Genomic DNA, 11,991 nt, shown 5'->3' on the forward strand with positions numbered 1-11,991 from the left:
CCGACGGGGGCTGGCCCCCCTGCTGGACAACGACCGCAACCAGATCGAGCTGTTCACAGCCCTGCTCCTCTCCCTCCCCGGCTCACCGATCCTCTACTACGGCGACGAGATCGGCATGGGCGACAACATCTGGCTCGGCGACCGCGACGCCGTCCGCACCCCGATGCAGTGGACACCCGACCGGAACGCGGGCTTCTCCTCCTGCGACCCCGGCCGGCTCTTCCTGCCGGCCACCATGGACCCCGTCTACGGCTATCAAGTCACCAACGTCGAGGCGTCGATGTCGTCGCCCTCCTCGCTGCTGCACTGGACCCGCCGCATGATCGAGATCCGCAAGCAGAACCCGGCGTTCGGGCTCGGCTCGTACACGGAGCTCCAGTCGTCGAACCCGGCGGTGATCGCGTTCCTGCGCGAGTACGAGGACGACCTCGTCCTGTGCGTGCACAACTTCTCGCGGTTCGCGCAGCCCACCATGCTCGATCTGCGGGAGTTCGACGGCCTGCATCCCGTGGAGCTGATCGGCGGGGTGCGTTTCCCCGCCATCGGTGAACTGCCGTATCTGCTGACGCTCGCGGGGCACGGCTTCTACTGGTTCAGGCTCTCGCGAGCCGCTTCCCGCATCGGCCGACGACTTTGAGGATGTGCCGGCGAAAGGACGCGTCACCATGTCGAAGACCGCACCCCTCCGACTGAGCAGCCCCGGCGTCGACAGGCCTCCGGCCACGCTCGCCGGGCTGCTGCGCGAATGGCTGCCCGGGCAGCGCTGGTTCGCCGGCAAGGACCGGCCGGTGGCCGACCTCGACGTGCTGTCCACGACAGAACTCTTCCCGGGCTGCCTTCACTTGCTGGTCCACGCCTCCCACAACGGGGTTCCCGCACCGGGCGGCACTCCCCCACCCGGCGACTGCTACCAACTCCTGCTCGGCGTACGGGAACACGTCTCACCGCGCCTCGCCCGGGCCTTCATCGGCCGTGTGCAGGAAGGTCCGTTGGCCGGTCTCGCGGTGTACGACGCGTTGCAGGACCCGCGGTCGGCGGAGCTGTTGCTGGAGCGGTTGCGGCATCCCGGTACGACGGGTCCCCTGCACTTCGAGGCGGACCCGTCGACATCCGTGCCCGCCGGACTCGCGCCTCGGCTGCTGGGCGCCGAGCAGTCCAACTCCTCACTGGTGTACGGCGATCGGTTCATTCTGAAGGTGTTCCGGCGCATCCAGCCCGGCGTCAACCCGGACCTGGAGCTGCCGGGCGCGCTGGCCGCGCAGGGTTGCAAGCGGGTCCCGGCGCCGGTCGCGTGGTTCCGGACGGCTGAGCCGCGGGCCGCGACGCTCGGTGTGCTCCAGCCGTTCCTGCCGGACGCCTCCGACGGCTGGGCGCTCGCGCTGCGCGCACTCGCCGACGGTGACGCATTCACCACCGAGGCCCACGAGTTGGGGCAGGCCACCGCCGATGTCCATCTCGCGCTGGCCGCGGCCTTTCCGTCCGGCAGCCAACCCGCCGCCGAGAACGAGCGTACGGCGGCGGCGATGACCGAGCGTCTGGAGGCCGCCGCACACTCCGTGCCCGCGCTGCGCCCGTTCGTACCGGGGCTGCGGACCGCGTTCGGCGCGCTCATCGGCCGCGATGCCGGGCCGCCCGCCCAACGCATCCACGGCGATCTGCATCTCGGTCAGGTGCTGCGGGCCGGCCGCGACTGGTTCGTCATCGACTTCGAGGGCGAGCCGTCCAAGCCGCTGGCCGAGCGGCGCTCCGCGCAGTCCCCGGTGCGGGACATCGCCGGCATGCTGCGTTCCTTCGACTACGCGGCCCGGCAGCGCCGCCCCTGGCGCCCGGAGTGGGCGCGCCGCTGCCGGGAGGCCTACTGCGCGGGCTATGCGGCCCGGGCGGGCTGGGACCCCCGCACCAAGCACGCCCTGCTGCGCGCGTACGAGACTGACCGCGCTGTGTATGAAGTGCTGTACGAGGCCAGACACCGTCCGGACTGGCTTCCCGTACCCATGGCGGCGATCGAGCGTCTCGCCGTCCGAGGAGGCTGAACTCCGTGGCCCTGCGCGACACTTCACCTCAGGAGGCGGGTGGTCCGTCCACGACCGCTCCCCTGGACCCGGCCGACCGCGACCGCCTGCTCGCGGGCGCCCACCACGACCCGCACGCGCTGCTCGGCGCGCATCCGGTGCCGGGCGGGATCGTCTTCCGGGCGCTGCGTCCGTACGCCCGTGCCGTGAGCGTCGTGACCGACGGAACGCGCAGCCCGCTCACCTCGGAGGGCGGCGGCCTCTTCTCCGCCGTACTCCCGCTCGACGCGCTCCCTGCGTACACGCTGCTGGTGTCGTACACCGAGGGTGACGAGCACGAGGTCCACGACCCGTACGGCTTCCTCCCCGCCCTCGGTGAACTCGACCTGCACCTCATCAAGGAGGGGCGGCACGAGGAGTTGTGGAAGGCGCTCGGCGCGGAGCCGATGACGCACGGCGGGGTGGCCGGCACCCGCTTCACCGTGTGGGCGCCGAACGCCCAAGGGGTGCGCGTCGCCGGGGACTTCAGCTCCTGGGACGGTACGGCCTTCCCGATGCGGTCGCTCGGCTCGTCGGGCGTGTGGGAGCTGTTCCTGCCGGGTGTGGGCGAGGATGCCCGCTACAAGTTCGAGATCACCTCCCGGTACGGTGAGCGCTTCCTCAAGGCCGACCCGATGGCCCGCCGTACGGAGGTGCCGCCCGCCACGGCGTCCATCGTGACGGCCTCGCACTACGAGTGGGGCGACGAGGACTGGCTCGCACGGCGGACGGAAGCCCCGGTCCACGAGGCGCCCTTCTCGGTCTATGAGGTCCACCTCGCCTCCTGGCGACCGGGCTTGACGTACCGTCAGCTCGCCGCCGAGCTCCCCGCCTACGTGAACGAACTGGGCTTCACCCACGTCGAGTTCATGCCGGTCGCGGAGCACCCCTTCGGCGGTTCCTGGGGTTACCAGGTCACCGGGTTCTACGCACCGACCTCCCGCCTGGGCACGCCGGACGACTTCAAGTTCCTGGTCGACGCGTTCCACCAGGCCGGTGTCGGCGTGATCATGGACTGGGTTCCGGCGCACTTCCCCAAGGACGACTGGGCGTTGGCCCGGTTCGACGGGGAGCCGCTGTACGAGCCCGGGGACACGCGGCGCGCCGAGCATCCGGACTGGGGGACGTACGAGTTCGACCTCGGGCGGACCGAGGTACGCAACTTCCTTGTGGCGAACGCCGTCTACTGGTGCCAGGAGTTCCACATCGACGGCCTGCGCGTGGACGCCGTCGCCTCGATGCTCTACCTCGACTACTCACGCGACTCGGGCCAGTGGACCCCGAACGTCCATGGCGGGCGCGAGGACCTGGACGCGATGGCCTTCCTCCAGGAGATGAACGCGACCGTGTACCGCAGGGTGCCCGGAGTCGTGACGATCGCCGAGGAGTCCACCGCCTGGGACGGCGTGACCCGGCCGACCGACACCGGCGGGCTGGGCTTCGGCTTCAAGTGGAACATGGGCTGGATGCACGACTCGCTCGACTACATGTCGCACGAGCCCGTCCACCGCAAGTTCCACCACCACGAGATGACCTTCTCCATGGTGTACGCCTACAGCGAGAACTACGTCCTGCCGATCTCCCACGACGAAGTCGTCCACGGGAAACAGGCGTTGGTGTCGAAGATGCCGGGCGACTGGTGGCAGCAACGCGCCGACCACCGCGCGTATCTGGGATTCATGTGGGCCCACCCCGGCAAACAACTCCTCTTCATGGGCCAGGAGTTCGCCCAGGGCGCCGAGTGGTCCGAATCCCACGGCCCCGACTGGTGGCTCGTCGACCCGGCCTACGACGCCGCGCCCGACCACCAGCGCATCCAGGACCTCGTCCGCGACCTCAACACGGCCTACCGCGCGACCCCCGCCCTCTGGCAGCGCGACACCGACCCCGGCGGCTTCCGATGGGTGGTTGGCGACGCGGCCGAGGACAACGTCTTCGCGTTCTTGAGGTTCGACGCGGAGGGCTCCCCTCTCCTCGCCGTCAGCAACTTCTCCCCAGTCGTGCGCCATGACTACCGTCTCGGTGTCTCCGACGAGATCCCCGCCTGGCGGGAAACCCTCAACACGGACGCCGCGGTCTACGGCGGAGGCGATGTCAGGAACCCCGACCCGATCAAACCCGAAGACGGCCACATCCGGCTCACGCTCCCGCCCCTCTCGACAGTGTGGCTGACACCGGGGTGACATCCTGCTCGTATGTCTACGCCCATACGCCCTGACACGACCACCGCACCTCAAATCGACGGCCTGCACCTGACGTTGCGGGACGTCACACAGGAAGTGCGGGGCGCCGGGCGGGTGTTGGACGACGTGTCGTTCGAGGTCGAGGCCGGGCGGCTGATGGTCATCGCGGGGAGCAGCGGCGCGGGCAAGACGGTGCTGTTGCAGACCCTCGCGGGGCTCCAGAGCCCGACCTCGGGGGACGTACTGCACGACGGCGCCCAACCGGGGCCGCCGGGACCGGAGTTCGGGTTCGTGCCGCAGGAGGACGTGATCCACCGTGAGCTGCCGTTGCGGCGCACGCTGGAGTACGCGGGACGGCTGCGAATGCCGGGCGAGACGGTGTCGGCGCGGGTGTCAGAGGTCCTCGACGCCCTCGGTCTGGCCCAGTGTGCCGACACGCCGGTGCGGGCGCTGAGCGGCGGGGAGCGCAAACGGGCGTGCATCGCCGCCGAGTTGCTGACCCGGCCCCGAGTGCTCTTCCTCGACGAGCCCACGTCCGGGCTCGATCCGGTGACGGGCGCCGCCCTGCTGGCCACCCTGCGGAGCCTGGCCGAGACCGGCACCACCGTCGTCCTCACCACCCACGTGCTGGCCGATCTGCCGCGCTGCGACCAGGTCGTGTTCCTGTCGCCGGGCGGGGCGGTCGCGTTCGTGGGGGCGCCGGACGCGCTGCTCGGAGCGTTCGGGGCACAGACGGCGGAGGACGTGTACGCGGCGGTGGCGGAAGGGAAGCGCGCCGAGCGGACCGCCCCGGTGCCGCGCGCGGAGCGGGTCCCGGCGCCTGTCGCGCACCGTCCGCCGCGCGTCGGCGCCGTACGCCAGTGGGCGCTGCTGACCCGTCGTACGACGGCGTTGTTGGTGCACAACCGGCTGTCGGTCGCCGTGTTCGTGGGGTCGCCGGTGATGATCGTGGCGATGTTCGCGGTGTTGTTTCGGGCGGGTGCGTTCGATCGGGCAGCGCCCGATCCGGGGTCCACGGCGATGATCATGTTCTGGATCGCGTTCGGGGCGTTCTTCTTCGGGCTGACGTACGGACTGCTGCAGATCTGCACGGAGTTGGCGGTGCTGCGCCGCGAGTGGCTGGCCGGGGTACGGATCGGACCGTATGTCGCCTCGAAGTTGACCACCGTCCTGCCGGTGCTGGCCGCGGCGGACGCGCTGCTGCTGGCGGTGCTGCGCGCGCTGGACCGGTTGCCGGCGGCGGGCTGGGACACGTACGCCTCGCTGTTCCTCACCAGTGTGCTGGCCTCGGCCGCCGCGCTCGCCCTCGGGCTGCTCACCTCGGCGGCGGTCACGGACCCCGGGCAGGCGACCCTGATGCTGCCGCTGCTCTGCTTCCCCCAGGTGCTGTTCTCGGGGGCGTTCGTGCCGGTGCCGAGGATGGCATCGGCCGGGGAGGCGATCAGTTGGGCGATGACCAACCGCTGGGCGTTCGAGGCACTGGGCAGCGCGATCGGCCTGGAGAGCCTGTGGCGCGACGGCAACTCCCCTGCGGGACCACCACTGTTGCGCTCGTACGGCGACTCGTTCGCGCATCCGGCCGGACGCGGCTGGCTGATCCTGGCGGGCTTCACCGTGCTGTTCCTGGCGGCGACTTGGGCGGTGCTGGTACGCAAGTGCCGTCAGGGGGTGGCTGCGGCGCGCTCCGGGCGGTGAGACGCGCCGGCCGTCCTGCCGGTCCCGGCGACCCGGCAGGCTACCGTCCCGCCGTCCCGCCGTGCCGCTCCGCCTCCCAGCCATCACGCCGTCACGTCGTCACGCCGCTCAGCAGCCCGCCCGGTCCGCGAGGCCGGCCACCGTTGGTACGCGGTCCCGGTAGGTGTCCGCGACGAACTCCAGAAACGTTTCCACGTCTTTGGGTTGTGAGGAGACACCGACCGAGACCCGGACCGCGCCGGCGGACGGCAGCCCCAGCACGTCCAGGTACTCCTCCAGAGAGCCCAGGGGTTTGCGGGCCGCCGAGCGCAGGCTGCGTAGCGGCAGGGCGAACGCGGCTTCCCCCGCGCCCGGGTTGCAGAAGCAGCCGAAGCGGAGCGATATGCGGCGCTCGGCGCTGTCCTGGGAGACGACCCGTTCGTCGATCACCCGGCCGTCCGCGCCGAGGAGGTTGAGCGCGACGGTGCCTCCGCGTGCGGGTCCGCTGTCGGTCGGGCCGTAGACCCGCGTCATCGGGGAGCCGTCGCCGTGCCGTAACTGGGCGACGCCCGCGAGGAGTTGGCCGGTCAGTCGGGCCACGTGGTCGTGGACCCGGTCCATGCCGATGGTGTCGATCCACTCCAGGCCGGCCGTGATGTCGGGTATGGAGAGGAAGTTGACGGTGCCGTCCTCGAAGGCCGCCTCGCCGTCGGCGAGGACGTGCCACTGTGCCTGGGCGCTCGCGGCGTAGATGGTGCCGCCGGAGAACCAGGGGCGGCGCAGCCGGGCGAGGGCCTCGCGGCGGACGATCAGGCTGCCTATGCCGGTGGGGTAGCCGAACACCTTGTACCAGCTGACCACGGTGAAGTCCGGGTGGTACCGGGACAGGTCGAGGGGGTTGGTCGGCACGAACGCGGCGGCGTCCAACAGGACGTCGTAGCCGTGTTCGTGGGCTGTGGCGATCCAGTCCAGGGAGTGCCGTACGCCGGTGAAGTTGCTCTGCGCCGGGTAGGCGAGGAGTCCGCGTCGGCGCCTGCGGGCGGTGAGCGCGGTGCGCAGTCGCTCCTCGTCGATCGCCAACTCCCGGCCGTGGACCGGGACATACTCGGTTTTCGCGCCGCCGGCCCGCGCGTACTCCCGTAGTCCGTTCACGGAGTTGTGGTTGTCGAGGAGCATCACGAGCCGGCTGCCGGGGGCGAACGGGTACGACTCGCCGACCAGGCGCAGCGCGGCCGTCGCGTTCGCGGTGAACACCACCGTGTACTCGGCCGGGTCCGCGTGGAAGTGCCGGAGCACCGCGGCGCGGGCGTGGGTGAGCAGGTCGCCCGAGGCGCGGGAGGCGGGGCTCTCCGAGTGGGGATTGCCGAAGACGCTTCCGGTTATGCGCTCGGCGCTGGCCCGGACCAGAGAGGTCGGGGCGAGTCCCGCGCCCGTGTAGTCGAGATACGTGTGTCCTTCGGCGTCCAGGTAACCGAAGTCGTGCGCCCTCAACTCGCCGAGATCCACCGCGCTCATGTACTCGTACCCCCCGCTTTGTCAGATCGGTCCCACTCAACCATCAAACTCCGCAAGGGCACTTCCCGGTTCCCCTCACCAAACGCTCACACCTGGGCTACATTCGAGCACCGTCGATAACAGCAATGATCGGCAGAGTCACGCCCCGTACAACCCAGGAGCAGCGCATGCGCGACTTCGCCGTCGCTCCACCCCCCACCTCCACCCTCAACGGCGGCCTCGCCGACAGCATCTTCGAGACCGCGGTCCTCAATCCCACCCTTCCGCTGATCGCACGCAAGCCGGACCCGTCCTCCACGTTGTGGGAGGAGGTGACGGCCGTAGAGCTGCGGGACGAAGTCGTCGACGTGGCAAAGGGGTTGATCGCCTCCGGGATCTCACCGGGCAGCCGGGTCGCGATCATGGCCCGCACCCGGTACGAGTGGACCGTGCTCAGCCACGCCCTGTGGGCGGTCGGTGCCGAGGTCGTGCCGGTACATCCGACGTCCTCGCGCGACCAGGTCGAGTGGATGCTGCGGGACGCCGGCTGTGTGGCCGTGGTCGTGGAGGACGAGCAGGGCATCATGACGGTCGGCACGGTGTGTGCCGCGCTGCCGCTGCTGCGGCACGTCTGGCAGCTGGACTCCGGGGCGCTGGCCCAACTCGTGGAGCGGGGCACGTACATACCGCAGACCACGGTGGACTCGCTGCGCCGGATCGTGATGCCGGACTCGACCGCGGTCGTCGCCTACACCTCGGGCACCTCGGGCCGCCCCATGGGCTGCGCGCTGAGCCACCGCAGTCTCGCCAGCCCTTGCGACACGCTGCTCGCGGGCTGGTCGCACACGGCGGCGCCCCCCGGGGAGCAGCCGGCCGTGCTGGCCTTCCTGCCCTTCTCGCACGTGTACGGGCTGATGATCCAGGGGCTGTGCATGCGCGGCGGCTGGGTGATGGCCCACGAGCCGGAGATGACCGAAGCGGCGCTGGTGTCGGCGCTGCGGTCCTTCCGGCCCACGTACCTGTACGCCGTGCCGTCCGTCTTCGAGAAGATCTACAAGAACTTTCTCCGTACGGCCCAACAGACGGGCCGCGGCGCCCTGTTCGAGCGGGCCGCCGCGACCGCGCGGGACTTCGCGGCGGCCGAGGAGCGGCAGAGACTCGGCCGGGGTTCGGGCCCCGGTTTCGATCTTCGGCTCCAACACGCCGTGTTCGAGCGGACGGTGTACCGCAAGCTGCGTTCGGGGCTCGGTGGCCGGGTGGTCCGTGCGACGTCGGGCGGCTCTCCCCTGAACCGTGAACTCTCCTTGTTCTACTCGGGTATCGGCATCTTCGTGCACGACGGCTACGGGCTGACGGAGACGGCCGGCGGTGTCACGATGCAGCCGCTGGGCCGGGAGAAGATCGGTACGGTGGGGCAGGCGCTGCCGGGCACGGAGATCCGGGTCGCGGAGGACGGGGAGATCCTCGTGCACGGGCCGTCGGTGTTCCAGGGCTACATCCACGACGACCGGGCGACCCGGGCCGCGGTGCACGCGGGCTGGCTGGCCACCGGGGACATCGGGCGGCTGGACACCGAGGGGTATCTGACGATCACCGGCCGCAAGAAGGACATCATCATCACCAGCAGCGGCAAGAGCGTCGCGCCGGCCGCGCTGGAGAACCGGCTGCGGATGCATCCGCTGATCCATCAGGCGGTGGTCGTCGGCGACGACCGTCCCTGTGTGGGGGCGCTGCTCACCCTGGACCCGGAGTTCGTGGCGCACTGGCGGGCCGGGCTGGCGCTGCAGAGCGACGCGCGGGGCCGGGAGGCGCGGGAGGAGAACGCGCTGCGGGAGGAGATCACGCGGGCCGTGGCCGCCGCCAACAGCCCTGTGGGGCGCGCCGAGTCGATCCGGGTGTTCCGGGTGCTCCCGCAGCCGTTCGACGTCGTCAACGGGATGCTGACGCCGTCGATGAAGCTGCGCAGGGACGCGATCGTGCGGCACTACGCGTTCGAGATCGACGCGATGTACCAGGCACGCGCGCGTGCCCCGCAGCAGTCGGCGGAGGAACAACTCGCGGGCTGGGACGACGCGGACAACGTGTTCCGCTAGGTCACCGGCCGGGGGTCACTCCGGGCGGTGGGCGACGACGGCGAACATCGTCACGGACATGTGCAGCGCGCCCCGCTCGGCGGCCTCGGCGAGGTCGGCGTAGGCGCGGTCGCGCTGGTCCTCGGTCAGCGCGCCGCGGCGCACCGCGGACTCGCCGAGCATGCGGATCAGCGGCCAGGCCACCGACCGGTGGTCCTGGAGCAGTGCCTGCGAACCGCGGTCGTCGACGACGAGTCCGCCGGCGCTGAGCTGGCCGACGAGCCGGCGTCCCGAGTAGGGGTTGGCCGCCCCGGTGAGGGCGCCGGAGGTGAACGCGGCCGTGACCTCGGGGTCGCCCGGGTGCAGGATCGTGGTCGCCCAGTCGGTGTCGAGGAGGGCCACGCGCCCGCCGGGGCGCAGTACGCGGGCCATCTCGGCGACCGCCTTGTCCGGTTCCGCGAGGTGCTGGAGCACCCGTTCGCACCAGACGACGTCCACGGAGGCGTCGGGCACGGGCAGGGACAGCGCGTCGCCGTCCGTGAAGCGGGCCGGGCTGCCGGCCGCCGCGGCGCGTTCCTCGGCGACCGCGCGCAGTCCGGGGTTGGGTTCGACGCCGAGCGCCGACCCGTTCGAGCCGACGGCCGCGGCCAGTTCACGGGTCGTCGAGCCGGTGCCGGCCCCGACGTCGAGGGCGTGTTCCCCGCTGCCCGGGGCGAGTGCCTCGTGCGCCCACGCGCGCAGTCGTCGTACGCCTGGATTGGCTTCCTGGATGTCGAGCGCGGCCACCAGCCGCGTCACGTTGCCGGCGTCGATGTTCTGGGTGCGGAAGCCTGACCCCGGATCGGGCTGAGTGTGCGACATGGCGTGCACTCTACGGTCCACAGCGATCGTCGACGGGGTGGTCAAAGGTCATTCAGGGACGCCATTTGTTCACGCGTCCGCGGCGTACGGAGGGCGTCGGCGGGGCATGCTGGTGCTCCACGCGTACGTCTGCCTGCCGCGCTCAGCTGGCGGAACGGCTCCCGGCACGGTGGGATCGATTGTGGTGCGAAGCAGCGATCCAGGGCAGGCGTACGGCGTCGAGGCAAACCGCCTGGAGCCGCAGAAGGGATGAACACCGTGACACGACCGAGGATCCTGGTGGTTGGCGCAGGCTTCGCAGGAGTGGAGTGCGTTCGCCGCCTGGAACGGAAACTGACCCCGGAGGAAGCCGACGTCACGCTGGTGACGCCGTTCTCCTACCAGCTCTATCTCCCCCTGCTGCCCCAGGTCGCCTCCGGCGTCCTGACCCCGCAGTCGATCGCCGTCTCGTTGCGCCGCAGCAGCAAGTACCGCACCCGGATCCTCCCGGGCGGCGCGATCGGTGTGGACATCAAGGCCAAGGTCTGTGTGATCCGCACGATCAACGACGAGATCGTCAACGAGCCCTACGACTACATCGTCCTTGCCCCCGGCAGCATCACCCGCACCTTCGACATCCCCGGGCTGACCGATCACGCCTTCGGGATGAAGACCCTCGCGGAGGCCGCCTACATCCGCGACCACGTCATCACGCAGCTGGACCTCGCGGACGCGAGCGACGACCCGGTGGAGAAGGCGTCGCGGCTGCAGTTCGTGGTGGTGGGCGGTGGTTACGCCGGTACGGAGACGGCCGCCTGTCTGCAGAAGCTGACGCACGCCGCGGTCAAGCGCTACCCCCGGATCGACCCGGGTCTGATCAAGTGGCACCTCATCGACATCGCGCCGAAGCTGATGCCCGAGCTGGGCGACAAGCTCGGCCGCAGCGCGCAGGAGATCCTGACCAAGCGCGGTATCGACATCTCCCTGGGCGTCTCGATCGCGAAGGCGGGCCCGGAGGAGGTCACCTTCACCGACGGCAGGGTGGTGCCGACCCGCACGCTGATCTGGACGGCCGGTGTGGTCGCCAGCCCGCTGATCGCCACGCTCGGCGCGGAGACGGTGCGGGGGCGGCTCGCGGTCACCGCCGACATGAACCTGCCCGGACACGACGGGGTCTTCGCGCTCGGTGACGCCGGCGCGGTGCCGGACGAGGCCAAGGGCGGGGACGGCGCGATCTGCCCGCCGACCGCGCAGCACGCCATGCGGCAGGGCAGGGTGGTCGCCGAGAACGTGATCGCGACCCTGCGCAACCAGCCCCTGAAGCCGTACGTGCACAAGGACCTCGGGCTCGTCGTGGACCTCGGCGGCAAGGACGCGGTGTCCAAGCCGCTGGGCATCGAACTACGCGGTTTTCCCGCCCAGGTCGTGGCCCGCGGCTATCACTGGTCGGCGCTGCGCACCGGCGTCGCCAAGGTCCGCGTCGCGACGAACTGGACGCTCAACGCGCTGGCCGGCGACGACTTCGTGCGCACCGGCTTCCAGGCCCGCAAGCCGGCCACGCTGAAGGACTTCGAGTACACCGACTCGTATCTGTCGCCGGAGCAGGTACGGGACCGCGTCGAAGGGGCCGGGACCCAGGAGCCGTAGCATCGGTCTCACGGATCTTGGTGTGAACCT

The 11,991-nt window shown here is 70.7% G+C and carries 8 protein-coding genes; 6 read left to right on the forward strand and 2 right to left on the reverse strand.

Annotated elements, in window-relative coordinates:
* The 4 genes from ACFWP5_RS18585 to ACFWP5_RS18600 all read left to right on the forward strand — a co-directional run.
* Window positions 1–637: alpha-glucosidase C-terminal domain-containing protein (locus tag ACFWP5_RS18585; RefSeq protein WP_384157100.1), on the forward strand; the 637-nt coding region annotated here is incomplete at its 5' end.
* A 28-nt stretch (window positions 638–665) separates the two neighbouring features.
* Window positions 666–2,033 carry a maltokinase gene (locus ACFWP5_RS18590; protein WP_384157103.1) on the forward strand — a complete coding sequence of 456 codons (1,368 nt, stop codon included), beginning with the start codon at window positions 666–668 and terminating at the stop codon, window positions 2,031–2,033.
* Window positions 2,034–2,038: 5 nt separating this feature from the next.
* Window positions 2,039–4,234, forward strand: coding sequence for a 1,4-alpha-glucan branching enzyme (gene glgB, locus ACFWP5_RS18595; RefSeq protein ID WP_384157106.1), 2,196 nt, complete (start codon window positions 2,039–2,041; stop codon window positions 4,232–4,234).
* 12 nt (window positions 4,235–4,246) lie between these two features.
* On the forward strand, window positions 4,247–5,929 hold the full coding sequence (locus ACFWP5_RS18600; protein WP_384157109.1) for an ATP-binding cassette domain-containing protein: 1,683 nt from the start codon (window positions 4,247–4,249) through the stop codon (window positions 5,927–5,929).
* A gap of 108 nt (window positions 5,930–6,037) precedes the next feature.
* Here the strand turns inward: ACFWP5_RS18600 and ACFWP5_RS18605 are convergent, their stop codons facing one another.
* On the reverse strand, window positions 6,038–7,423 hold the full coding sequence (locus tag ACFWP5_RS18605; RefSeq protein ID WP_384157112.1) for an aminotransferase class V-fold PLP-dependent enzyme: 1,386 nt from the start codon (window positions 7,421–7,423) through the stop codon (window positions 6,038–6,040).
* 167 nt (window positions 7,424–7,590) lie between these two features.
* Here ACFWP5_RS18605 and ACFWP5_RS18610 point away from each other — a divergent pair, with 167 nt between their 5' ends.
* Window positions 7,591–9,495, forward strand: a complete 1,905-nt coding sequence (locus tag ACFWP5_RS18610; RefSeq protein ID WP_384157115.1) for an AMP-dependent synthetase/ligase — start codon at window positions 7,591–7,593, stop codon at window positions 9,493–9,495.
* A 15-nt stretch (window positions 9,496–9,510) separates the two neighbouring features.
* On the opposite strand, the gene ACFWP5_RS18615 is transcribed toward ACFWP5_RS18610, so the two are convergent.
* Complete coding sequence (locus tag ACFWP5_RS18615) at window positions 9,511–10,335, reverse strand: methyltransferase domain-containing protein (RefSeq protein WP_384157118.1); 825 nt, start codon at window positions 10,333–10,335, stop codon at window positions 9,511–9,513.
* 249 nt (window positions 10,336–10,584) lie between these two features.
* Here ACFWP5_RS18615 and ACFWP5_RS18620 point away from each other — a divergent pair, with 249 nt between their 5' ends.
* Window positions 10,585–11,961 carry an NAD(P)/FAD-dependent oxidoreductase gene (locus tag ACFWP5_RS18620; RefSeq protein WP_384157121.1) on the forward strand — a complete coding sequence of 459 codons (1,377 nt, stop codon included), beginning with the start codon at window positions 10,585–10,587 and terminating at the stop codon, window positions 11,959–11,961.
* The last annotated feature ends 30 nt before the right edge of the window (window positions 11,962–11,991 follow it).

It is taken from the genome of Streptomyces sp. NPDC058469, from assembly GCF_042721125.1.
Classification (GTDB): Bacteria; Actinomycetota; Actinomycetes; order Streptomycetales; family Streptomycetaceae; genus Streptomyces.

Coding starts and splice junctions, on each gene's coding strand:
- ACFWP5_RS18590 (WP_384157103.1), top strand. CDS start 666: ATGTCGAAGACCGCACCCCTCCGACTGAGCAGCCCCGGCGTCGACAGG.
- ACFWP5_RS18600 (WP_384157109.1), top strand. CDS start 4,247: ATGTCTACGCCCATACGCCCTGACACGACCACCGCACCTCAAATCGAC.
- ACFWP5_RS18605 (WP_384157112.1), bottom strand. CDS start 7,423: ATGAGCGCGGTGGATCTCGGCGAGTTGAGGGCGCACGACTTCGGTTAC.
- ACFWP5_RS18610 (WP_384157115.1), top strand. CDS start 7,591: ATGCGCGACTTCGCCGTCGCTCCACCCCCCACCTCCACCCTCAACGGC.
- ACFWP5_RS18615 (WP_384157118.1), bottom strand. CDS start 10,335: ATGTCGCACACTCAGCCCGATCCGGGGTCAGGCTTCCGCACCCAGAAC.
- ACFWP5_RS18620 (WP_384157121.1), top strand. CDS start 10,585: ATGAACACCGTGACACGACCGAGGATCCTGGTGGTTGGCGCAGGCTTC.